Source organism: Trueperaceae bacterium (assembly GCA_002707365.1).
Classification (GTDB): domain Bacteria; phylum Deinococcota; class Deinococci; order Deinococcales; family Trueperaceae; genus UBA6957.
On sequence record PAMQ01000009.1, the window covers coordinates 1 to 21,395 of the forward strand.

Here is a 21,395-nt window from a genome sequence, read left to right on the forward strand (position 1 = left end):
GACCTCGAAGCGGCGCAAGAGCAATTACTAAGAGCAGGCATAGAGTGCCAAACTAACTTTTCAACCGAACTTGGGCATGAGGAGTCTATTCGCTTCCGCGACCCACTTGGATTTAATGTGGAACTCATCACTGGCTTGTCCCAACTCACTCCACCTTCTGGCGTACGAACGGTTCGACCTAGAAAGTTCCAACACATCACTCTCAGAACCCCAAAGTTTGGTGCTGGTCTCGAGTTCTACACCAAAGTACTTGGGCTTCGTATCTCAGATTGCGTTGGGGAGGACTTCGTATGGATGCGATGCACCCCCGACCATCACGGCCTAGCTGTATCACGTCACCAAAAACAAAGCCTCCACCACATAGCTTTTGAAGTAAGGGACATGGCGGAGTTAGTTCAACAAGCTGAGTACTTAGCACAGCATGACCGTGTCCTTCTTTACGGCCCTGGACGACACGGACCGGGCAATAACCTTTTTATTTATTTCCACGATACCGAGGGGAACATAGTTGAGTTTTCAGCCGACATGCAACAAATATGGGATGACGCCAAATACGTCCCAAAGGTGTGGGATCCCAACGAACGTTGGTCTAACCGCTGGGGAACTCCTGCCTCACCTGAATTCCGGAAGTAAAAACAATAAGCAACCCTAAAACTTTTAATTTTTTGTATCATTAGTTAAACAAGACGTTGCCCTTAGTTAGTTTGCAAACCATTCAGGAGGTACGGGTAGTGGCACAAACAGATGCTATTCCAGATATGGAGAGAGAACTAAAATTCTTTCCCATTGAAACAAAAGATCCAAAAAAACTTACTAAAGAGCAAATCAAACAATACAACGAAGTAGGGTACGTCTTCCCACTAGACGTTTACTCGCCTGACGAGATCGAAACTAACCGCTCGTACTTCGACAAACTCCTAGTTATGGCACACGAACACGGACTTGGCGATTGGGACGTAAACGGCTGGCACACAACCTGCCAGGGACTCTATGACCTCATCACGGACGACCGCATCTTAGACTACGTAGAGGACATAATCGGCCCTAACATCGTTTGCACCATGAGTGCCTACTTCTCGAAAGCACCGGGAGACAAAAAATCAGTGTACTGGCACCAAGACGCACAATTCTGGCCACTCACACCCAGTAAAGTAGTGACTGTCTGGATAGCAATCGATGATGTGGACGTCGAAAATGGCGCCATGAAACTCTTCCCCACCACGCATCATCTTGGCATCGTCCCATTCGAATGGGTCACCGACGAAGAAGACGGCGTGCTTAACCAACACGTTCATAACCCCGAAGAGAAATACGGGGAACCAATTTCAGTTGAGCTTAAAGCTGGCCAAATCTCTCTCCACACAGACATGCTTCTTCACGGATCCATGCCTAACCCATCCAACCGTCGTCGCTGTGGCCTTACCCTCCGGTATCACCCTGTCGAAGTGCGGGGTAACGAAGATCTACGTACTAAGTACGCTATCCTAGCTCGTGGTCATGATCCAGAAGGCTACTGGGTGCATCACCCCAGACCAACTGAAGAAAAAATACCCTCATGGTTTTCCGAAGAAGCTGCCGACAGAGCTGCCGAGAAACCGCTAGGGCCACGTCCTCCTGATTAAAGTTAGCGAGGTTAAATTATGGTCACTAACCCTAGAAACTTCACTAAATCGCTTAAGTAGCTTCTTCGGGTTCGATTTTGGGACAAATTTATTTGCATAACTGGATGGACGAAAGTAGTCGTTGTGAAGGAATCTACGGTTCAACAAAAAACAGCTGTGCTATAAAAACTTGAAGCGGGAAGGATTAAATCTTCTCAAGACAACTTTGGAGGTAGTAAATGCGCAGATTGTTTGTTGGCCTCCTGACCCTACTCGTACTTGGGGCAGGCACTTCATTTGCTCAAGTATGGGGTGGCGTGTCGGGAAGCCTTCCCTTTGCGGTGACAGGGCATGTGGGATTTGAAAATGGACTTGGGGATGGAGTAGATATCCGTGGCAACGGCACACTCCTCTTAGGTAGCACATCAGGCTACCTTTTAGGAGTTGACGTTATTCTCGATTTACCTGTTACCCCAATTACCGCTGTTGATTTTTACTTTGGAGCTGGACCAGGACTAGCTCTAATTGATGGCGGTACTACAGGCGTACTCTTAAACACGTTTGTGGGTGCCGAGTATGATCTTGGGGGCATAGGATCCGCTTTCTTGGAAGGCGGCGCAACTTTTGAACCATTCGGAAATGTTGATGGCGTTGATTTGTTATCTGCCCGACTGGGTATTAACTTTTCTAAATAAACGTCACNAAAAAGTGGTGGGCCCCTCAAAAGTCTAAGCCCACCACTTTTTTATGCTTCTTGTCAAAAATTGATTTGTGAAACCCCAGTACCAGGCTTGAGATGCCCTGTATTACCCATATGATTATCGAGAAATAAATAACCAACCATCTAAATTGTTATACATGAATGGTTCGGAACCTAGGATCACGAANATTGTCACGATTCATAATTTAGCCACATAAATACAGTATCTCCATGAGAGCCTGGGGGAACTTTTCGGGCGCTAGGCCTCTTTTTTTGAGACTAAAACCTGGTGGATACTTTGTAGGCTCTACCGAATAGGGAAGATCTCTAAGTTTNCGGGAATCAAAATCGATATCTTTTTGATCCAATACAAAACTCATTTGAATATCGGTCGGGTGTTCCTCGATGTTAACGACACCCTTACCAGAAGCTAGAAGCCGAAGCTTAACAAGATCTAGAAAAGTTTTGACTTCAGGAGGGAAAGGGCCATAACGTTGCCTTAGGTCTTTGGTTATCTGATTCACCTTAACCAAACTATCTGTCTCAGCTAATCGACCATAACTGGTAATGCGTTCGTTATCATCAGAAATATAAGTTGCTGGGATTCTGGCGTCAAGTTCCACGTGTAGCCCCACTACCGGTGGCTTTTCAGGTCTCTTTTCTCCCTTCAGTTTGGCTACTTCTTCTGCAACTAGCTCTGAATAAACTACGATCGACACAGTATTAACGTGGCCATGCTGCTCTGGACCGAGCAAGTTGCCCACTCCACGAATTGCCATGTCACGCTCAGCGAGAAGATGTCCGCTACCCAAATCATCTAATTCAGCTATAGCATAGAGCCGCCGCTGAGCCTGCTCAGTTAATCTTCCGGGATAAAATAAGTAAGCCCAAGCCTCAGTCTCACGTCTACCAACGCGCCCCCGGAGCTGGTATAGCTGAGCTAGGCCTAAACGGTCAGCCCGCTCTATGACGAGTGTATTGGCTCCGTTTATATCGAGTCCAGATTCAACAATAGTGGTGGATAGCAGCACATCATAAGCGCCATCTTCAAAAGCTAGCATTACTTCTTCTAGAGAGTTAATGTCCATTTGGCCGTGAGCTACACCAATACGGGCTTCTGGTATCAGCTGTGAAAGGGTCCGAGCTCGTAACCCGATCGACCCAATCCTATCGTGGATGTAAAAGACCTTTCCCCCTCTTTCGATCTCAGCGAGTACAGCCTCGCGTACGGCAAGGGCATCATAAGGCTGTAGAACNGTTTGGATAGGTTGACGACCCTCGGGAGCCGTGAGGATTTGCGAAACATCGCGAAGGCCAACCAAGCTCATATACAGGGTCCGAGGGATTGGAGTGGCCGACAAGGACAACACATCGAGATTATCCCGTAAAGACCTCAGACGCTCTTTCTGCCCGACACCAAAACGGTGTTCTTCGTCTATGATCAATAACCCAAGATTCTTGAAAACAACATCCCTTGCAAGTAGACGGTGCGTACCTACTACAAGGTCTATAGATCCGTCTTTCATCCCTTTCTCTACCTCTTTTGATTCCTTATCCGGAGTAAATCTTGACAGCATAGCTACTCGGACCGGTAACACTTTGAATCGGTCCCGAATGATTTCGTAATGTTGTCTCGCTAACACCGTAGTCGGCACAAGCATCGCCACTTGCTTCCCATGTCCTAGAGTTCGGTGTGCCGCACGAAGCGCTACCTCTGTCTTTCCGAACCCAACATCGCCGGAGATCAGGCGATCCATTGGTACCGAACGTTCCATGTCTTCGAAAGTAGATGAAATGGCAGATTCCTGATCTCGAGTTAGCGTAAACGGAAAACCCTCTTCTATTAGGGGGTCCCACTCGGGTAGCGGAGGATAAGAAATCCCATCACTAATCTGCCTCTTGGCATAGACCTTGATAAGTTCCGATGCCAATAATTGGGCACTCAAACGTGCACGCTCTTTCGCTCTCGCCCATTCGTTAGTTCCTAGAGTTGATAGTCGTGGGGGGTTATCAGTGGTTCCGGGGTGACGCCTGAGAAGAGGCAGTTGATCTACGGGAAGATAAAGTCGTCCCTCGCCAGCATATTGAAGATTTAGATAGTCTCGAACTATTCCAACAACCTTACGGGGTTCCAGGCCAAGAAAACTGCCAACACCATGATCAGGGTGAATTAGGAAATCTCCTACACTCAGTTGGGAGGCATCTTGAACCCGTTTTCCACTCAAACGTTTGAGCCTTCTCCCACCTTGGTATCCATATAGCAATTCTTCGGTAATCAATACTTCTTTCGAAACCAGATTCTTATATCCCCCCTCTTGGGGACCCGAAGCAAGGACCATCCCAACGACTCCTGGGTGCCGATTCACCTGATTCATCCATTTGCTTTCTACCTGACTGAGTACTTTTTTTCTTAAGTAAGCCCCGCTTCGTTCAAATTTTAGGAGGATGCTGACACTAAAACCGCCTTCAGTCCAACTTCTCACATCACGATCAAAATCAGATAATTGACCACGGTAATGATTTAAAGAAATAACGTCATCAACGACTTCTACCAAGTCAATAGAATCACGTCCGAAAGAGATCACTTCTCGATTAGCTAAATACTCCCATAGCCAGAGACTTTGTTTAACGCCTAATGCGCCTGGATAAAGTTCCGGTGCGTCAAGAAAAATGACTCCCTCGAGGTGTTCTATAAGTTTATTTGTCCATTCCTCTTGGATGTTAAGTCCAACTTTTGGGGTAACATCAAGAACCGAAAAGGCTTTCTCCCCTCGACTAATGTTTTCAAGTTCGTTCCCAAAAAATTCTAATCTGAAAAAATCTTCGACATCCTCATTAATAAAGACGAGGACTGTGTCACCCTGTACAGTAAAACCTGGCGCAGAATCCCTCTCGTAACCGAAACTAAGTAACTTATCAATTAAATCCTGACGGGGATATTCACGTCCTTGCTCTAGGGACATTACAAAACTGTCAGGTTCATCTGGAAAGCTAGCCATAGCGTGCTTGAGCGAAATAACTACCTTCTCATTACGATCGGGCCAGTCGCTCAAATTGGGGTTACTGCTACACGACACCCCGAACAAATCCAAATCAGAAAATAAACTTAACCGTTCTTCAGTAGTAACCAGAACTGCTGGACCCGGATATCTTGCAAAACGAGCAGCTCGGGCCACGCTTGGAAGCCCGATCCGACGTTCACGAATTTTTGGTTTAGATTGGGTTGNTTCGTTCATCATCTCCCCTAGTTAGAATCGCTCCAAGTCACATCACTTCCAAAAGCTTTTAACATCAGCTGCTCTCAGAAGTCCTAAGAGTGAGAGGCTACCGCCAGCGCAAGCATATAAGCCTCGTTTCGAGGTATCCCGCGAGCTACTAGAGCCTCTCTTAAAGCACGACCGGAAAGACCCTCTCTAGCTAAGCTTCTTGCGATCTCAGCATTGTCCTGTGGGGAAGGACCTTGTATTTTAGGGCCTATTACTAGCACAAACTCTCCTTTAGGCGTCTGTTCGCCGATAACTTCAATTAGTGTTTTCAAATCGCCCCGCACAGTTGTTTCAAANCGCTTACTAATCTCCCGGCTAAAGCTAGCTTGCCTTTCAACCCCACAGGTTCTCGCTAGATCCTCTAGAGTTGACCTGACCCTACTTGGGCTTTCATACAATGCCACTGCTACCTCGCTCGCTGCAATACCTTCTATCCTTTCCTGTCGAGCTTTACCCTTACGTGGTAGAAACCCTTCAAATCGGAAACGGGTAATAGGGAGGCCAGATAGGACCACGGCTGGGATTAATGCGGTTGCGCCTGGTAGAACCTCGATCTCCACGTTTAGACCAAGTGCCAATTTTAGTAGATCGGCGCCTGGGTCAGAAATTCCTGGGGTGCCAGCGTCCGTAACGAAGGCTATCGATTCATTAGCTTCTAAAATTCTCCGTGCCCTAGTAGATATGGTGTGCTGGTCAAGCCGCACTACCGGGGTCGAGATCTCGTAGTGGCTCAATAGCTTCCGTGTTCTTCGAGTGTCCTCAGCCGCCACCACATCAGCAATCCGGAGGACTTCAAGAGCTCGGATAGTAATATCCTTCAAATTTCCGATCGGTGTTGGTACATATGTCAGTTGGGTCACTAGGTTTCACCTTCACTTAATTTTGAGGCCCTGTACATTTGGCTCGCATAATAATGGNGGTTCTTTTTGTTGACAATCAGGACTCTAAAGTTGAGAAGTGCAGGTAGCTCGACAACAACTGTCATCTCGTCAAGCGTAACAGGTTATCACTTAATTATCCCTGATAACTAAAGGACCCTCAATAAACAACCTTAATATGCAGACGCCGGTAGGGATTTCTGAATAGCAGCCTGAACAACTTTATTTGGTAGGAGCATGAGCACAACTCGCCTGCATATTTTTTGGATTAACACGAAATTTTATTCTTTAGGCGTTCTCGGAGACCTGACATTTGTTAATCGTGTACCTGGGTAGTAAAACCTCAGGATCTCGCTGTACTTATAACCGGATTGAGCAAGTTGCTTTGCCCCATATTGACTCATACCCACTCCGTGTCCCCATCCGTCTCCTTGAGCCGTTAGGCCATCCAAAAGCACAAATAGGGTCGACTTCATACCCCACCCTCGTACAATTTTATTTAAGACCTGCCCCTTGAGGACCAAACTCCCGTCCGATCCAGATATTTTTAGTTGGGAAACTCGACCAGATTCACTGTATTCTAGAATCTGAAGACTTGAAACTGAGCCGATGTCGGAACCAAGTCCTCGTAAGGCTGTAGTTACCCTTGAAGGGTCAATTCGAAACTGCCAGTTACGGTGTGGTGTGTAAGTACCGACATCACTTTTACTCACTAGATAAGGCTCAAATACCCCCCACACCTCAGCACTAGACGCGACTGTACCCCCAGAATCCGAATGATAGTAGGTGACTGCTATTTCACCTTGATGCATAAGCACCGTTCCGTTCGTCTCCCGTATCGCACGGTCACTACGGTTGTGCTCGACAGATACCCCACGGTACACCTGACACTGGATCGTGCCGCAAACGTCGTAGTCTCCCTGGGGATTAAGCCTAGCCAGAGCATAGCTACGCGAAGCTACAGCCTGTGCTTTAAGCGCCTCTAGAGGCCAGTTTCCTTGCATTTCGGCTGGCACGACGCCACGAAGGTATTGTTCGAGGTCAAGGCGATTAATCACCCTGATCTTCTCGCCTACAGCAACAAATTGAATTGCACCACGGTATTTCTGGCCACGCCAGTTGATTAAACTTCCTATAGGTTGAAACGTAATACTCTGGCCGATATTTTCGTTGTCGACATATAATCGGCTTTCTAATGCTTCCAATTGCCATTCAAGTCCCGATGTAGCGTCAAATTTTAATATTCCGTCCACAAAACCACGATGCTTAGTACTAAAAATGATGTTCACAGTAGCAATACCGTTGTCTAAAAGAACACGAATGTCTGACGTGGCATAAGATTGGCTCAAAGTACTGGAACAAAACAAGAGCGTTAATCCACACAACATAAAATTACGCATTGAAGTTAATTATGCTCTCCAAAACAATGCCTTGTTTAGAAGTTTTCCACGATTAGCATCTGACCCAATACCCATTTAGTAAATTATCGTAACAACTGCAACCTTCACAACAAGCGATAAAGTAATCGATTAGTAGTCTTTTCAGTCCACCCGTGGAGAGTTGATTTCTGCCCGAAGTGTTCTACTCAACATCCCATCGGATCTCTATTGCGAAACCCACCTCACCGGTACAACGCCAAAAGAAGGACCTTCTTTCCAGGATAATGTCAATCTCAATTATTGAAAACCTTTTACGTTAAGATCCTATTTTTTGACATTAGCTTGGAACATCATTCTTAGTCCACTCTCCGTCAACTAACCGCCACATAGAACCAGTTGGGTTAACGTCCTGGAGCTCAGGAGGGAGTCGGTGGGACCTTACCTCGTCATAACTGTATAGAGCAGCAAAGCGGGAAAGAGAAGCTGGAATTCCTACAGCTGTGAACCCGGGATGACCTGTTGCCGGGAACGGCCCTCCGTGATTCATGGACGGAACTACAGCGACTCCCGTAGGCATTTTGTCATTGAGCAAACGTCCTACCTTTTCACGAAGGGTAGCTGCAAGACAACGGTATGCAGCATCATCCTCACCANCACTANGACTGTANATACTTCCTGTCAAATTGCCCTCTAGNNTNGACACTATTTCCGACATCTGAGTGATGTCGCGACACACNATCACGAGATTAACTGTTCCAAACGACTCTGCTTGCAAGACGTCTGAATTCTGTAAAAAAACATCACCACTAACCCGCAATAAAGTATTAGCGAAAGCATATCTAGGTTCGTCTATCTCTTTGCCCCCAGTTACAATCTCCGCACCATGTGCTTGCAGGACTCTTGTACCTTCGGTAATGCCATTTAGCCCACTAGCTCCAAGGAGAGTTCCCGCTGGATTCCCTTCGAAGCGTTCACTTAGCTGGTCAATAAAGTTCTCCCCTGCACTACCCTCTATGATTACTGTCAGTCCAGGCTTAGTGCAAAATTGACCTGCCCCTAGAGCACATGAGGAGTAAAGCTCGTCTGCTACTTCGTTTGAGCGTTCGCTCAAAACACCCGGAAGTACAAAAACAGGGTTGACGCTAGACATCTCTAGATAGATCGGTTTTCCTGCNTTATCAGCTGCCTCCTTAAGGCTCAGCCCTGCAGATTGACTTCCCGTAAAACCGGTTGCTCCCACAAGCGGGTCAGACACGAGCTCAAGACCAATCTCAGGTGGTGTTCGATAAATCATCTGCACCATTGACTCCGGTAATCCACTTGCCCTCACAGCCTCTAAAGCAATCTCAGCTAAGATTTTTGTCGTCCCGGGATGACCAGTGTTCGCTTTAGCTATCACTGGATTGCCTGCTGCTATCGCTGCTGCAAAATCTCCACCAGCTACAGAATTAAAAGCGAAAGGGAAATTATTGGGGCCAAAGACTACTACGGGTCCTCCCAGAGGGCCGAACATGGACCTAATGTTACTGGCAGTCTCGATTGTGGAATGCGTCCAAGACCTTTGTAATGCAGCTGCGGCAGCCTGTCTTAATTGATCAGTCGTCCTGGGTAGCTCCACCGAACGGAGTCGTGGTTCCTGAGGATAAGCCGTCTCGAGATTGGCTCTGTTGACTAGTTCTTCTGATCGTTCCTCGATGCCGCTTGCATATAGTTCTAGGAAGGTTGCAATTCTCTCAGGGCCCTGGGTTCGAAGTTTGGAAACCGCCCCCTTAGCGGCTAGAACAGCGTCTTGTATGTCTAGTCGACCGGAAACCGGAAAGGATTCTTGGAGGGTTTGTTTGGTTGCTGGATTAACAGCAGAAAAACTTCCCTTTGGATCTTTAGCTTGACTCCAAGTACCAGCTATAAGAATTGGCTCTAATGACATACTTCTCCCCTGTCAATCTGGAATTATAATCTAGTCTTAATACGCTCTAAGATTAGACCAATAGTCTCACGTAAAGCGATAGCACATTACGTTCATTCTACGTTGATCTAACCTTTACTATTCTAATGTAGGGCGGCCTAAGTAATCACTTTCCAATCTTCTAACTCTGACGAGATNTTATTGCAATCATTGATTTTTATCTGGGACCTGTCTCACAACTTCAGCTGCAAGGAGCGTTATCATGAACGTTATGAATTTGGTGGATTATCAAGAAACCGCAATTGAAGCTGCTCAACAAGCAGCAAGAATACAAATGTTTCATTTAGGTGGAGACTTAGAAATTGATACAAAATCAACAGATACCGACCTCGTGACTAAGGTCGATAGGATGTGTGAACAATCTATTCGCCAAACGCTCTTGGGTTCTTATCCGAATCATGCTGTGCTAGGCGAGGAATTAGGACAAAGTAGTGAGGGTAGTTATCGTTGGATTGTAGACCCCCTTGACGGAACCTTAAATTATGCTCACGGTTTCCCTTACTTCTGCGTGTCAATAGCTCTTGAAATTGAGGGATTGATAATGATAGCTGTGGTATTGGATCCTGTCCGTGACGAATTATTTACTGCGATACGTGGTTCCGGAGCCTTCTTAAACGGTCGTCCAATATCAGTCACAGACGAAACAATCTTGAAGAAATCTATGCTGGCTACGGGTTTCGCTTATGACCCCGAGGCTGCCATGGCAAATATTAAAGTGTTCGCGANGGTCCTCCCAAAAGTTAGAACCATCCGTAGGCCTGGTGCCGCAGCTCTAGATCTCAGTTACGTAGCAAGCGGCAGGCTTGACGCTTATTGGGAGTTGACTCTCAACCCCTGGGATGTTGCCGCTGGTTTGCTTCTAGTTACTGAAGCCGGTGGAACCGTGACCAACCGAATAGGTGACACTTATCGTTTAGTAGACCCTGTCCTTATCGCAAGCAATAGTAAGATTCACGATGAAATCTTAGGCCTCGTTAAAGTTGATGAGTAATTACAATGAATCAGCTGGTTCTTGACCTGGAAACCAAACATTCATTTGATGAGGTTGGTGGGAGGCATCTTAGGGCTGAGTTAGGAGTGAGTATCGTAGGTGTCTATCACTATAAAAATGAGTGTTTTAACGGCTATAGGGAAAACGACTTCGCTAGGTTAGAAGCTGAACTACGGGCTGCTGATCTTATTATTGGATTTAATCTTGTGGCTTTTGACTGGCCCGTACTTGCCGGTACGCTGGGAGAGTGGGTGCTAGATCTTCCCACACGGGATTTGATGATCGAAGTGCAAAAATCACTTGGACACCGCTTAAGCCTCGATGCAATAGCACAGGAGACCTTAGGCAGCTCCAAGGTTGGTTCAGGGCTAGATGCCCTAGAATATTACCGCCAACAGAATTGGGGNGAACTCGAACGCTACTGCCTTGAAGACGTACGTCTCACCCGGGACCTTTACGAGTACGCCCTAAAACACGGGCAGCTACTGTATCAGAAGAAGGGCAAACAGGAAGTAATAAAGATAGATTTTTCTAGTAGTAAGTTTGAAAACGTTTTCCACAGGGCAGCTCAGGGATCGATCAGCGTATGGATGGTATATAACGGTCGGGAAAGAACAGTCGATGTTCGTAGATTCAATGGGACGCACATTCGTGCCTACTGTCATGTTAGGCAAAAAGTCTTGACTTTCAGGATTGATCGTGTGGAGGACGCTAAGCCAGTTGGCTCTTCGTCGCACTTGTTCGCAGGTAGCGACATCAGCGCATGAGTACTTTCAACATCAAGTGATTGGTGAAACAACTGTTGCTTACATCGCTTTCTATCAATCAACCAGAGATCTTGGACCCTTCAGTGGGTTCACTACCTATGAGTTATCGTCGAATAGTTCTGTACTGACATACCGTGTTGCACTATCTGCAGCCAAAGTTAGAACTACTTTCCCTGGCCCAAGTTCACGAGCTACCTCAAGAGCTGCCCAAATGCTTCCTCCAGATGACATTCCAACAAATAATCCCTCTTGAGAGGCAAGAAGGCGAGCTAGCGGGAAAGCATCCTCTTCCCTAACGGAACGAACGCCATCAAGCAAATCGAGGTCTAGGTTTTTTGGTAGGAAACCTGGTCCCATACCTTGGAAGAGGTGTGGCCCCCGTTGCCCACCACTAATAACTGCACTCGTGATAGGTTCGACAGCGATTACTTGGATCAGTTGATTTTGCTCTTTGAAATAACGACCAATACCACTTATAGACCCTCCCGTACCACTAGCCCAAACGAAAGCGTCTATCCTACCTTGCATCTGTTCCCATATTTCCGGTCCGGTAACCCGGTAGTGATGTTCTGGATTGGCAGGGTTTTCGAATTGATTAGGCATCCAAACCCCATCTTGATCGGCAATCTCTTGGGCCCGTGGAATGGCACCTTGCATTCGCAAATGGCCTGGAGTGAACTCTAATTTAGCACCGTAGGCGACTAATGTCTTTTTGCGCTCCTCACTCATACTATCTGGCAAAACGATGGTACAGCGGTAACCGCGAACAGCAGCCAGAAAGGCTAATCCAATGCCTGTATTTCCACTCGTGGGCTCTACTATCCGCTGCCCAGAGCCAGGCTGTAGGATGCCTTTGTCCTCTGCATCCTCGATCATGCCTAAAGCAGTTCTATCCTTGATAGAGCCCGCAGGGTTTTGTCCCTCAAGCTTGACCCACACCTCAGCCATATCTTTATGACCAACATTTTGTAGCTTTACAATTGGGGTGTGACCAATCAAATGGTCCATGCGCCGAAAGCGTAGGGGTTCGCCACGATGTTTCATATTGTTAGTCTAGCTGTGATGAAGCGAAAACACAGTCGGGAAGACTTCTCATAACCCCAACTAAAGCACTTGTTCATCTTTGGCAAGGCTTGCGTGGTTACAAACAAGACCTCCTGGCGGTTAATTATTACTAATCGATTGAGAAGTAGTGAAACTTTTCTGACATACAAAAACAGCATGTTCCACTAGTTCGCAGTAGTTCAGGATGAAATGGATTCCCCAAAAAGGTCATCTGCTAGGCCGTAAAGCATTTCACGCGTAAACTGCCGCTTGCCTTCCACCAGCGCAGTGCCTTCAGAATTGAGTTTTAGCTTCCGATAACTGTGAGACTCGAACGGGTGTAACACCACCTCTTTGAAAATAGCGTGTCTCGGACTTGCATTTAGCATCAAAACAGGCTTTCCATCTCGATCTGATAGGCTCGCACTCATAATGGTGGTGGGAAGTTCGTAGGGGCGCTCCATTCGATATATATAGTCTGGAAAGTCAGCCTCTTTTTCAAAAAGCGCAACTCCATTCTCATTCGCATAGGCTCTCATCCATTCAAGAACGTTACTCCACACACAGTAAAATGCTTTATCTGGTTCGCTCACGAAATCCAGTTTACTATTTTCGAAACGCTTAGCATGTCCATTCGCTCACCATTCCTGATTCTATTACTCTGATGCACTGAGGCAGCTTTTTGTCCTAACACTTCCTAGCCCATTCAAGAAGATGTTTAACTTATCGATTCTAAATCAACCATAACAGTGACCCCCCAATAACCAAACAATCTTTTCGAACCCGTCTTTAATAAATACAAATTTGTAGCTTGGTTCCTGTAAAATTTCTTTGCGGACGTAAGTCCTGAAGCAAAGCGTTAGAATAACCTGGCTGTGTCTGATCACTCGCTGCTATCTCACATGAATGACGCGCAAAAAAGAGCTGTTATGCATCACACTGGTCCAGCTCTCGTTATCGCGGGAGCTGGATCTGGCAAGACTAGGACAGTAGTGCAACGCATTGCTTATCTAATGAACGAACACGAAGTTGATCCTAACCAGATTCTAGCGGTTACTTTCACCAATAAGGCTGCTGGTGAACTACGCGAGCGGGTCAAGGACCTTATTGGTACAACTGCACGAGACATCTGGGTGAATACCTTTCATTCTGCCTGCCTCCAAGTATTGCGAACTTATGGGGAGAGGGTAGGACTTCAGTCAGGATTCGCAATTTATGATGATACTGATCAACTTGATGTTCTTAAGGAGATCCTTGCCTTGCAAGGAACTAAAGAAATAAATCCTCGGGTGCTCAGAGCCCTAATCGATCGGGCTAAATCTAACCTGTGGACACCTGAGAATCTTGAGGCAACGGGGGAAACAACTCTAGGGCGGATTGTGTCTGGCGTGCCCATAGACTTTCTAGTTGAGGTTTTCAAACGGTATGAAATTCGACTCCGGCAGGTTAATGCAGTTGATTTCAATGACATCTTAGGGCGAACAGTCGAGTTATTTGACGACCATCCAGACGTCCTTGACCAAGTTCAGAAGCGAGCGGTTTTCATTCATGTGGACGAATATCAGGATACGAATCGCGCTCAGTATAGGCTTACCCGTCAATTAGCTGAAGGTTACGGTAATCTCATGGTCGTGGGTGATCCTGATCAGAGTATTTATGCCTTCAGGGGAGCCGACATTACCAACATTCTTGAATTTAGGCGTGATTATGAGGATGCTGCTGTCTTTCACTTGGAACTCAACTACCGGAGTGTAGCTCACGTTCTAGAAGTAGCCAACGCCATCATCGTACCCAATGAAAGCCGCCTAGAAAAGAAACTTCTACCTGTCAAAGAGAGTGGTGATCGCGTTCGGCTTTATCGCGCTACCGATCACCGCACTGAGGCGGATTTCGTGGCAAGACAAGTCGAGCTGTTGATGGCCGAAAAGGATTACAGTTTCAACGACTTCGCAGTCCTTTACCGTACCAATGCCCAATCAAGAGTGCTAGAAGAATCGCTACGGCGGGGATCAATACCGACCCGCATCGTAGGTGGGGTAGGATTCTACGAACGCCGGGAAGTGAAGGATGTCCTTTCTTACGCCAGGGCATCTATCAATCCATTGGATGACATGGCCTGGAAGCGCATTCTGAACCGTCCGAAACGAGGAATTGGCAAAACCAGTGAGGATAAGCTAGTTAAAGCGGCTTCTCATCAGCAAATCCATTTGATTGATGCGCTCCGACAAGCAGAGAGCGTCTTACGTGGTACTCCTGCAGTTAGGCAAATAGCAAACTTTGTGGAGCTCATGGATGACCTCTCTGAGGAAGCTAGTTCCTTGCCAGCTGGTCTGTTTATGAAAGCCGTTATAGATCAATCTGGATATATGCAAGCCCTTAAAGAAGAAGGTTCTTTTGAAGCTGAAGGTCGGTTGGAAAATCTCGAGGAACTCTTAAACGCTGTAGCTGAATGGGAAGCGGAAGAGGGAGGCTCAATTAGTGATTTTCTTGACGAGGCGGCTCTTATGGCTAGCGTTGACGACCGTGCAGTTAAGGCAGCTAACAATGAACTACCAGAAGAAGCGGTTACCCTCATGACTCTTCATAACGCCAAAGGACTAGAATTCCCCGTTGTACTACTGGTCGGAATTGAGGAGAATCTTCTCCCGCATCGTAGCTCAACCAGCAGCCTGCAAGAGATTGAGGAAGAACGACGCCTTCTTTATGTGGGAATCACTAGAGCGCAAGAGGACCTTTTCCTAGTCAATTGCGAATCTAGAATGAGTTTTGGGCGCACAGAGTACGCTAGGCCAAGTCGCTTTCTTGAGGATATACCGAAGGGAGCATTGGTCGAGATTGATGTTTTAGGGAGAGAGATACACGCCTCATCAAATCAAAATTCCATCAATAGTTCCAAAGAGGACACCTCTTTGGTTAAGACTGTCACTTCTGGAATAGCAGGATCGCCCTATAAAGGTGGTGAACGTGTCAAACATCCTAGATTTGGATCCGGAACGGTGGTTGGAGTGAAGGGCCAAGGCACTCAGATTGAAGTAGCTGTTCAATTTGAATCAGTGGGGCTTAAACATTTGTTAGTCCGCTACGCTCGTCTTCAAATCACTTAAAAACCTTCGGACCGCCCAACTAGAACCCTATTTTCACCTCAATGGCACAGGGGTAACCGCATTAGCACCATGATTTCCTAATAATCAAAAGATCGAAGTGCTAACTCAACCCGCGAGACACAGGCTGAGCTGATTCTTGACTTATTGATACAACCAAAATATTAAAGCTTTCTTTTAATCCCGCTCTATGGTTTTCCGTATTGGGGGTCTCGTATTCCTAAAAACCGAAAAAATAACCACGGTAATAAGACCTATGCCAAAACCACCAACGTGGGCCCACCAGGCGATACCGCCCGCGGATCCAGTAGAACCTTGCATAAGCATGTTAGTAGCTTTTATCGTTTGAATTAAAGCCCAGTAACCGATAAATATCCAAGCTGGGAGCCACGGAAGAAAGAATCTAGGGACTCTCGCGATTAAACGTAACACTAGCCACGGCACAAATAGCGGGGTAATCAGTGTTAGAACCTTACGGCGGGGGAAAAGGAAAATATAGGCTCCCAAGACCGCGCTAACTGCGCCAGATGCTCCTACCATAGGCACAAAAGAGCTACTGGCGAAATTAGCGTGTACCAAGCCAGCAATTATGCTGCCGAACAGGTAGAAACCTAAAAAGCCAAAATGGCCTAACCGATTCTCAACGTTATCACCGAATACGTACAAGAAGAACATGTTGCTGACTAAATGTAGTGGACTTCCATGCAGAAAAGAACTTGATATTAGGTTGGGAATTTCTCTAAAAGGGGACCCGAAGAGATCACTTGGAATGAGGCCGTAACGCAAAATAAAGAGGAATTGATCACGATCGTTAAGCTGATTTTGGAAAAGAAATATTGCGACGTTAACCACAACGAGGGCCCACATAACCACAGCGGGTCCATGGCGTGGATTGTCATCATAGAGAGGGAAAACCACTATTCAGTCCATCACGCTACGACTTATTAGGTGTTTTACGCTTTACAGTCTCGGATTTAGGTTTGAATTTCATGATCGAGTCAGAATTGACGTAACCCCTAACCATGACGCTCGGATATATGACTGTCCTTTTGCCGACTATAGAACCGGGAGCTAGAACCGCATTGCACCCAACAGATACGTCATCGCCCAAGGCTGCCCCAAACTTCTTTAAAGTAACGTCACCTAAAGGTATTTGACCACCTATTGCGCTCAAGTTGGCTATCTTTACGCCCGCCCCAAGATTTACGTTACGACCAAGAACACTATCGCCAACATAATTAAAGTGAGGCGCCTTGGCGTTAGGAAGAAACAGTGAACGTTTAACCTCCGAAGCATGCCCAACGAATGCCCCTGGACACAAAACGACTTGAGGCCGTATGTAAGCACCATGACCAACCTTACACCCAGACCCGATCCAACTTGGACCACGGATATAAGCATGTGGGCCAACTACAGCATCTTCAGATAGAAACACTGATCCTTCAAGTACCGCTGTCGGGTGAACCTTTCCCCGACGGTCATCAGACAGTTGTCTTGTGAATGCGTCTATACCTTCGAGTACTTCCCAGGGATGCTCAGTCTCTAGAATAGAACGTAGTTCCTTGGGAAGGCCTTCGAGGCAAAATAATTCAACCGTAGAGAACATAATCTGATTCTAGCCTGTCGCTTGATGTTTCGGCAGGTTAAAATACATGGGAGCTCTTGATTTACGTTGTTTTTAACCCTGTAGCCGGCCGAGGCCGGGGGTCCAAGGCATTGCCGCTTGCACGGGATCTTTTACTAAAAGCTGGTTTTGATCACGAAGTGCTTGTCACACAAAGACCAGGCCACGCAACCTGCTTGGTAAAGTCCCTGCCGAAAGATGCGGACGTTATTGTGCTGGGTGGCGATGGTACCGTCCATGAGGCTGCTTCAGCATGCTTTGGTACTGGACGGACGTTAGGCGTGTTACCAGTTGGTTCAGGTGACGACTTTGCTTTCGCACTTAATGTCAATAGATTTGATTTGTCGGAAGCAGTCAACATTATCCACCGTGCGCAAATAAGAAAGATAGACGTTGGCCTAGTTAACGATGTTCCGTTTTTCAATGCAGTTGGCGTGGGGTTTGACGCTGATGTAGCGAACCGAATGCGTAGTGCCCCTAGGTTTTTGAAGGGCCAGGTAGCCTACCTTTACGCAGCAGTCACTACGTTGGTAGCGCACCAGTTAGTCCGCGTTGAGATTGAGGTAGACGGAAATTTGGTTTACGGGGGTCGTTCGTTACTTGTATCTACCCATAATGGACCACGAGTAGGTGGTAGTTTCTTGTTCGCACCCGATGCATCCCCTGACGACGGAATGCTTGACGTAGTTGCCGCTGGTTACTTTGGGCGTTTAGGCACACTGGGCATCATCCCTAGAACTATGCGGGGTAAACACCTAAGTCATCCAGAAGTTTTCTCCTTCCGTGGGAGTAAAGTCCTACTCAGCTGGGAAACTCCACGTTTTGCGCATGTGGATGGTGAAATGATGGAACCTTGCAAAGAATTCAGAATTGAGATACTACCAAAAGCTTTACGGGTTTACAGTTAAAGAAACTCTATCCAAATTTCGGAACAACAAAAAAAGGGAGAGCCCCGCAAAAGCGGGGCTCTCTTCCTCTCTAAATCGAGATGTTTAGAAGTCGATAGTGTAAGAGAGGCTGAAGTACTGAGCCGACGAGGCGTCGGATGCAGTGGCCGTATCAGGATCAAATGTGAACTGGCCGTATAGGAAGTTAAGATCCCAGTAGGTCCAGGACAATTCGAATCCCGAGGTAGTGCTGTTGACACCACTGGTATCTGCATCAGTGCTAACTGCAGTGATAGTGGCGTCTGCGCCCGCATCAACAGTGGTGTTGGTACCACTGTAAGACGCGTAGGTGGCACTGAGGACACTGTTGTCAAACAGGAACTCGTTCAACGTGACACCAGCAGAGAACTGAATTTCTGTAGCTGTGTACTCATCGCCATCCGCATCAGCCATGGAGTGAGCGTTGGTGCGGTAGTTGACGTTACCCGAGAGACTAGGCGCCATTAAGACGTCCAGAGTCTCAGAGCTTACAGAAGCACCAACCAAGAGTTCGGTAGTGTCGTCTGCATCAGCGTCAGAGTCAGCAGTTCTGGTGTAGTTAGCGTACGGATCAATAGCGAGGACACCGAAGCTCAAGCCGTATTCAGCTGAAACTGCGACTTCCGTACCGCTATTGTCGGCCTCGCTCTGAGTGTAAGCCAAGCCGAGCGTCAGGCCATCAATTATGGCGTCATCTGCGCTACCGTCATGATCTACGGTAACTCCGAAGTTAGACTCGTATTCAGCGTCACGCTCAGTAGCGGCATCAACGAGGGTACCGTCCTGGTAAGCCTGGTTGAAGCTACCGCTGACAGTAAGACCGAAGTCTAGGTCAAGTGCAACCGAGGCGCCGAAGGCCCTGTTTTGCTCCGTAGCAGTGTTGTATTGCGTGAAATGCCCGTCGATATCGAGTGTGAGGAGGTCTACACCAGTGTTAATGATGAAACCAGCATTATCCTCAACAATATCAGCATCGGCACCCGCGTGAGCAATCCAACCTGCTGGAACGTCGAAGTAACCGAGCGACAGTTCGTTAAGAACTCCCAAATCAGTCGTATCAACAGTAGCATTCAAGGTAACCGCGGAGAGACTATCGCCACCTTCTACGGCACCATTCTGGTACTCAAAAGTGACATCGACTAGAGAAAGAGTAGCTGCGCCGTCAAAGCCCCAAACGAGGGTACGGACGTTATCGTCAGCACTATCACCAGCTTCGCTAGCATTAGTGTTGTTGATGGAGACCATAGCCCCACCACTGAAGCCATCAAGCGGAGCCAAGCGGCCTTCGAGGCCAGTAGCGTACGCATTGGCAGCAGTAGTGACGTAATAACCGTTCAGGACAGCATCACCAGCGATCGAATCAGACCGAAGGCCGAAGTTAAAGCCGTCGTTCTCGACGTGATCAGCACCATATCCACCGAGCTGAAGACCTGATTCCTCACCAAAGTTGAAGAAGAGGCTGCTCTCATCACCGATGAGGCCAGCAACTGTGCCGCTCTCAACCGTGATTCCGTAACCTGGGTTGCCATCTTCATCAACGACAGCTTCACCAGCATCGTCTACAAGCGCTTCAATGGCGACATCAAGAACACCCTCGAAGGAATTAAGACCATTCGGGCTGCCGACACCGTCAAAGGCTGAAGCCCAGCCCATAGAAACGCTAAGATCGGTAGCGAAATCGCCAGCTACGTTGCCTTGAACTTCGGCGTCTTCGTTAGCTTCACGATCGATTTCACCGTCGTCGTCATCATCGAACGTACCAGTACTGAACGCAGAGACGCCGCCAGCGGTAAAGCCGTCACCGAAGGCACGATCAATATCAAACATCTCGCCGGCACCACCCGTACGAACTACATCGAAGTCGAAACCAAGTGTTCCTGAAACATCAAACACGTTGCTTTCGAGGGTCGTTACGCGACCTTCGAGCGAAGTGATCGCAGCGGAATTAGCAGCGTCAGACGCTTCGAGGGCGGAAACTCGCTCACCGATAGCTACTTGGTCGCGACGCAGCGTAATTACGAACTCGCGAATGTTGCCGATATCGCTCGCATTACTAGCGATACCACTAACATCAACTGCGGCAGGCGCGGGGGCCTGTACTAGCGCTACAACATTATCGCTAAGTAGGTTGACAACGGTGCCAAGGGCAGATACTGCAGCAGCGTTCTCACGTGCGCGAGCAGCAGCCTTACCAGCGTGAGCAAGTGCATCGCTAGCAAGATCACCAGCGGAAGCAGCTGCACTTAGAGCAAGGTCACGTTGTTGACCAAGAGAGGCCACGTGATCCTGCAGCTCCTGAACATCAGCAGAGCTAGCGCCATCATCATGATGAGCGTCGTGAATGGCAGCTTCAAGATCGTCAAGACGGGCAGCGTTCCCCAATGAAAGGGCCGCTATATCGTCCGAACGAACTTCACCAGCATCAGCTATCGAAGCGATGGCGGCCTCATGGGCAGCTAAGCGAACGCTGTTAGCGGACACATCTGAAGCTAGAGATTGAAGAGCATTGCGTAGTGAGGCGATATCGTCAGCCGTCATGGCGTTCGCAGCCTCAGCGTTGGCGCTTAGGACAGCCACAGTACGGCTGATCACTAGCGCGGCTTGATAACGTGTGAAACTTTCGTTACCACGGAAGGTTCCATCGGGGAAACCGATGATTATGCCGTGGTCGGCAATGCGGTGGACAGCGTCGCCAGCCCAGTGATTCGCCGGAACATCCGGGAAGTCGTGGCCGTCAGCCATCGCGCCGCTTACCAAAAATGCGGCTAGAAAAGCAACAATCAGTTTATTCACTGTAATTAACCCCTTGTATTTATTAATTAAGTTACGCGGTGTTCCGCCCTGAATCTTTCGAAAGTCATTGGGGAGTGTCCGTGTTTCCTCCTCAAAATTTCGACGGATACTGGGTTTCCCACCGGGACCTGTTTCCGCTAAGACCGCTTTTGGGGTTTCCACCTCCTTCCGATACGTCCCCAGCAGTGACACAAATCCATGATCAGCATGTCACATCTAACCCCTTAATGTCAATAACAATGAAGAGTCCATGAGAACTAAGAAGTGCCCTTGCTGACGCAAGAACTCGCCATTGTTAGATTAGTCACTCAGAATACTCTCATGGGTGACTTTTCAAGGACACCAGCAAACCCATGGAA

The 21,395-nt window shown here is 47.6% G+C and carries 16 protein-coding genes; 7 read left to right on the plus strand and 9 right to left on the minus strand.

The window, feature by feature from the left end:
• From CMO31_04085 to CMO31_04095, 3 genes are all read left to right on the plus strand, one after another.
• Window positions 1–633, plus strand: a 633-nt coding sequence (locus tag CMO31_04085; GenBank protein MAZ53179.1) for a hypothetical protein, incomplete at its 5' end; no start/stop codon positions are given.
• Between the two features lie 125 nt (window positions 634–758).
• On the plus strand, window positions 759–1,622 hold the full coding sequence (locus CMO31_04090) for a phytanoyl-CoA dioxygenase family protein (protein MAZ53180.1): 864 nt from the start codon (window positions 759–761) through the stop codon (window positions 1,620–1,622).
• 218 nt (window positions 1,623–1,840) lie between these two features.
• Window positions 1,841–2,296 carry a hypothetical protein gene (locus CMO31_04095; protein ID MAZ53181.1) on the plus strand — a complete coding sequence of 152 codons (456 nt, stop codon included), beginning with the start codon at window positions 1,841–1,843 and terminating at the stop codon, window positions 2,294–2,296.
• 211 nt (window positions 2,297–2,507) lie between these two features.
• Here CMO31_04095 and CMO31_04100 read toward each other — a convergent pair whose 3' ends face one another.
• The 4 genes from CMO31_04100 to CMO31_04115 all read right to left on the minus strand — a co-directional run bounded on the left by CMO31_04100 (window position 2,508) and on the right by CMO31_04115 (window position 9,751).
• A complete protein-coding gene (locus CMO31_04100) occupies window positions 2,508–5,537 on the minus strand; it encodes a transcription-repair coupling factor (GenBank protein MAZ53182.1) in 3,030 nt (1,009 codons plus the stop codon).
• 74 nt (window positions 5,538–5,611) lie between these two features.
• A complete protein-coding gene (rsmI, locus tag CMO31_04105) occupies window positions 5,612–6,427 on the minus strand; it encodes a 16S rRNA (cytidine(1402)-2'-O)-methyltransferase (protein ID MAZ53183.1) in 816 nt (271 codons plus the stop codon).
• A gap of 299 nt (window positions 6,428–6,726) precedes the next feature.
• The gene (locus CMO31_04110) at window positions 6,727–7,845 is read right to left on the minus strand and encodes a sporulation protein (protein MAZ53184.1); all 1,119 of its coding nucleotides are present in this window, start codon (window positions 7,843–7,845) and stop codon (window positions 6,727–6,729) included.
• A 316-nt stretch (window positions 7,846–8,161) separates the two neighbouring features.
• On the minus strand, window positions 8,162–9,751 hold the full coding sequence (locus CMO31_04115; GenBank protein MAZ53185.1) for a ketoglutarate semialdehyde dehydrogenase: 1,590 nt from the start codon (window positions 9,749–9,751) through the stop codon (window positions 8,162–8,164).
• 250 nt (window positions 9,752–10,001) lie between these two features.
• On the opposite strand from CMO31_04115, the gene CMO31_04120 reads away from it, so the two are divergent.
• Both CMO31_04120 and CMO31_04125 read left to right on the plus strand, forming a co-directional pair.
• Complete coding sequence (locus tag CMO31_04120) at window positions 10,002–10,781, plus strand: inositol monophosphatase (GenBank protein MAZ53186.1); 780 nt, start codon at window positions 10,002–10,004, stop codon at window positions 10,779–10,781.
• A 5-nt stretch (window positions 10,782–10,786) separates the two neighbouring features.
• Entirely contained in the window at window positions 10,787–11,548 is a 762-nt protein-coding gene (locus tag CMO31_04125) for a hypothetical protein (GenBank protein ID MAZ53187.1), read from the plus strand.
• A gap of 96 nt (window positions 11,549–11,644) precedes the next feature.
• On the opposite strand, the gene cysK is transcribed toward CMO31_04125, so the two are convergent.
• The gene (cysK, locus tag CMO31_04130; protein MAZ53188.1) at window positions 11,645–12,592 is read right to left on the minus strand and encodes a cysteine synthase A; all 948 of its coding nucleotides are present in this window, start codon (window positions 12,590–12,592) and stop codon (window positions 11,645–11,647) included.
• A 200-nt stretch (window positions 12,593–12,792) separates the two neighbouring features.
• Entirely contained in the window at window positions 12,793–13,131 is a 339-nt protein-coding gene (locus tag CMO31_04135; GenBank protein ID MAZ53189.1) for an NADH-quinone oxidoreductase, read from the minus strand.
• A 363-nt stretch (window positions 13,132–13,494) separates the two neighbouring features.
• Between CMO31_04135 and CMO31_04140 the strand changes: the two genes are divergently transcribed.
• Window positions 13,495–15,696 (plus strand): AAA family ATPase, encoded by a 2,202-nt coding sequence (locus CMO31_04140; protein MAZ53190.1) that lies wholly within the window; start codon window positions 13,495–13,497, stop codon window positions 15,694–15,696.
• Between the two features lie 174 nt (window positions 15,697–15,870).
• On the opposite strand, the gene CMO31_04145 is transcribed toward CMO31_04140, so the two are convergent.
• Both CMO31_04145 and CMO31_04150 read right to left on the minus strand, forming a co-directional pair.
• A complete protein-coding gene (locus CMO31_04145) occupies window positions 15,871–16,560 on the minus strand; it encodes a rhomboid family intramembrane serine protease (GenBank protein ID MAZ53191.1) in 690 nt (229 codons plus the stop codon).
• A 67-nt stretch (window positions 16,561–16,627) separates the two neighbouring features.
• Window positions 16,628–17,299, minus strand: coding sequence for a glucose-1-phosphate thymidylyltransferase (locus CMO31_04150; GenBank protein ID MAZ53192.1), 672 nt, complete (start codon window positions 17,297–17,299; stop codon window positions 16,628–16,630).
• A 56-nt stretch (window positions 17,300–17,355) separates the two neighbouring features.
• Here CMO31_04150 and CMO31_04155 point away from each other — a divergent pair, with 56 nt between their 5' ends.
• Window positions 17,356–18,225 (plus strand): diacylglycerol kinase, encoded by an 870-nt coding sequence (locus CMO31_04155; protein ID MAZ53193.1) that lies wholly within the window; start codon window positions 17,356–17,358, stop codon window positions 18,223–18,225.
• 84 nt (window positions 18,226–18,309) lie between these two features.
• Here the strand turns inward: CMO31_04155 and CMO31_04160 are convergent, their stop codons facing one another.
• The gene (locus tag CMO31_04160) at window positions 18,310–21,198 is read right to left on the minus strand and encodes a hypothetical protein (GenBank protein ID MAZ53194.1); all 2,889 of its coding nucleotides are present in this window, start codon (window positions 21,196–21,198) and stop codon (window positions 18,310–18,312) included.
• Between the last annotated feature and the right edge of the window lie 197 nt (window positions 21,199–21,395).

Coding starts and splice junctions, on each gene's coding strand:
- CMO31_04145 (MAZ53191.1), bottom strand. CDS start 16,560: ATGTGGGCCCTCGTTGTGGTTAACGTCGCAATATTTCTTTTCCAAAAT.
- CMO31_04090 (MAZ53180.1), top strand. CDS start 759: ATGGAGAGAGAACTAAAATTCTTTCCCATTGAAACAAAAGATCCAAAA.
- CMO31_04135 (MAZ53189.1), bottom strand. CDS start 13,131: ATGAGAGCCTATGCGAATGAGAATGGAGTTGCGCTTTTTGAAAAAGAG.
- CMO31_04110 (MAZ53184.1), bottom strand. CDS start 7,845: ATGCGTAATTTTATGTTGTGTGGATTAACGCTCTTGTTTTGTTCCAGT.
- cysK (MAZ53188.1), bottom strand. CDS start 12,592: ATGAAACATCGTGGCGAACCCCTACGCTTTCGGCGCATGGACCATTTG.
- CMO31_04150 (MAZ53192.1), bottom strand. CDS start 17,299: ATGTTCTCTACGGTTGAATTATTTTGCCTCGAAGGCCTTCCCAAGGAA.
- CMO31_04095 (MAZ53181.1), top strand. CDS start 1,841: ATGCGCAGATTGTTTGTTGGCCTCCTGACCCTACTCGTACTTGGGGCA.
- CMO31_04140 (MAZ53190.1), top strand. CDS start 13,495: ATGAATGACGCGCAAAAAAGAGCTGTTATGCATCACACTGGTCCAGCT.